At 43.1% G+C, this 2,680-nt stretch carries 2 protein-coding genes; both read left to right on the plus strand.

Annotated features, from left to right (window positions below; all coding sequences use genetic code 11):
- The first annotated feature begins 96 nt into the window (after positions 1–96).
- Positions 97–1,632, plus strand: coding sequence for a trypsin-like peptidase domain-containing protein (locus BHV72_RS00290; RefSeq protein ID WP_005678199.1), 1,536 nt, complete (start codon positions 97–99; stop codon positions 1,630–1,632).
- Between the two features lie 183 nt (positions 1,633–1,815).
- Complete coding sequence (locus BHV72_RS00295) at positions 1,816–2,631, plus strand: sigma-70 family RNA polymerase sigma factor (RefSeq protein WP_286853341.1); 816 nt, start codon at positions 1,816–1,818, stop codon at positions 2,629–2,631.
- Positions 2,632–2,680 lie beyond the last annotated feature (49 nt).

The following is a 2,680-nucleotide window of genomic DNA, read 5'->3' on the forward strand; positions in this document are numbered from 1 at the left end:
GTGACAAGTAGAATAAGTGAACGATATTTGTTATTATTTTAACGTCGTAAAAGTTAAAACAATGTCGAATATTAACATTTTAAAGAATTATAAATCATGAAACAGACAACAAAGAACATTCTGGGAGTAGGAGCTATCGTTCTTCTTAGCTCAGGAGTTGCAGGATTGACAACTTACAAATTGTTGCAATCTAACGAGGCTGCTACAGAGACATCTTTTAATGAGATGTTCAAGCAGAATCCCAATGTCAAATTGGCTGCTTTTGACGCGGTAAACGCTCAACCTGTCGATTTGACTCAAGCTGCGGAAAATTCGCTTCATGCTGTCGTACATATAAGGTCTACTCAGGAAGCTAAAACAAGAACGGTTCAGCAAGCGCCGGATATTTTTGATTTCTTCTTTGGAGACGGACGCGGGCAGCAACGTCAGGTGCAAACTCAGCCCCGTGTAGGATTCGGTTCGGGGGTGATTATTTCTAAAGACGGATATATCGTAACGAACAATCACGTGATTGATGGTGCGGATGAAATCAGTGTGAAACTGAATGATAACCGTGAGTTCAAAGGACGTGTGATTGGGACCGATCCCAGCACTGACCTTGCACTGGTGAAAATCGAAGGCGATGATTTTCCGACTATTCCGGTAGGAGATTCTGAAGCTTTGAAGGTAGGAGAGTGGGTATTGGCGGTAGGTAACCCGTTCAATCTGAATTCTACTGTAACTGCCGGTATCGTAAGTGCAAAAGCCCGTTCGTTGGGAGTATATAATAATGGTATAGAATCATTCATCCAGACGGATGCTGCGATCAACCAAGGTAATAGTGGTGGCGCACTGGTGAATGCGAAAGGCGAATTGGTAGGTATCAACTCCGTACTTTCTTCTCCCACAGGTGCATACGCAGGATATGGTTTTGCCATTCCGACCAGTATTATGACAAAGGTCATCGCCGACTTGAAACAATATGGAACAGTACAACGTGCATTGCTCGGTATCCGTGGTGGTTCTATTGGTAGTAGTCTAATGGACGACCGTCAGCCGATTGACAACTCCGGTAAGACATTGGCAGATAAAGCGAAGGAACTGGGTGTAGTAGAAGGTGTATGGGTTTCCGAAATCGTAGAAAACGGTTCTGCGTCAGGAGCTGACATCAAGGTAGACGACGTAATCATCGGTTTGGATAATAAGAAGGTGTCCAACATGGCTGACTTGCAGGAAGCTATCGCTAAACATCGTCCGGGTGACAAAGTGAAAGTGAAACTGATCCGTGACAAGAAAGAAAAGACCGTTGAAGTAACGTTGAAGAACGAACAGGGTACTACCAAGATTGTGAAGGATGCAGGTATGGAAATCCTGGGAGCTGCTTTCAAAGAATTGCCGGATGATTTGAAAAAACAATTGAATCTGGGCTATGGGTTGCAAGTAACGGGAGTTTCCTCCGGTAAGATGTCGGATGCAGGAGTTCGCAAAGGATTTATCATTCTGAAAGCTAACGACCAGCCGATGCGTAAAGTCAGCGATCTGGAAGAAGTAATGAAGGCTGCAGTTAAGTCTCCGAACCAGGTATTGTTCTTGACCGGTGTCTTCCCGTCAGGCAAACGTGGATACTTCGCCGTCGATTTGACTCAGGAATAAGGTGTAAAATAAGGTAATAAGATTACAGGATAAGCTAATGAAATAGAAAAAGGATGCCGTCAATCAACTTGCCGGCATCTCTTTTTGTTTTATTAGTAGAAAAATATAGTGTAAAAGTTACTTAATTTTGTATGTTAACAAATTATTTGTCGTAACTTTGCACTCCAAATCTGTTTTTAAAGAATGAGACAACTAAAGATTACCAAAAGTATCACTAACAGAGAGAGCGCTTCTCTTGATAAGTATTTGCAGGAAATCGGCCGTGAAGACCTGATTACTGTTGAGGAAGAAGTGGAACTCGCTCAACGCATTCGTAAGGGTGACCGTGTAGCATTGGAAAAATTGACACGTGCCAATCTTCGTTTCGTCGTATCTGTGGCCAAACAGTACCAGAACCAGGGTTTGAGTTTGCCTGACTTGATTAATGAAGGCAATTTAGGACTGATTAAGGCTGCCGAAAAGTTTGATGAAACACGTATTCTGCAAGCATTGGCAGAGCAGTCGCGTATTGTTCGTCTCCCGTTGAACCAGGTCGGTTCGCTGAATAAAATCAGTAAAGCCTTCTCCAAGTTCGAACAGGAAAACGAGCGGCGTCCGTCTCCTGAGGAGTTGGCAGATGAACTGGAAATTCCGGTTGATAAAATCTCTGATACGCTGAAGGTGTCCGGCCGTCATATTTCGGTGGATGCGCCTTTTGTGGAAGGAGAGGATAACAGCCTGTTGGATGTGTTGGTGAACGATGATTCGCCAATGGCGGACCGCTCTCTGGTTAATGAGTCTCTTGCGAGGGAAATTGATAGAGCTCTTTCTACGTTAACCGATAGAGAAAAAGAAATCATTCAGATGTTTTTTGGTATCGGACAACAGGAAATGACATTAGAAGAAATCGGCGATAAGTTTGGCCTCACACGTGAGCGCGTTCGTCAGATTAAAGAAAAAGCAATTAGAAGACTTAGACAAAGTAATCGTAGTAAATTGCTCAAATCTTACTTGGGATAAGTAAGGAATATCAGTTTCTGAAAGAAAAAAGAATTTGAGTCGCATAAGT

Origin of the sequence: Bacteroides sp. 43_46 (genome assembly GCF_001915455.1) — a bacterium.
In the GTDB taxonomy this organism is placed as follows: domain Bacteria; phylum Bacteroidota; class Bacteroidia; order Bacteroidales; family Bacteroidaceae; genus Bacteroides; species Bacteroides caccae.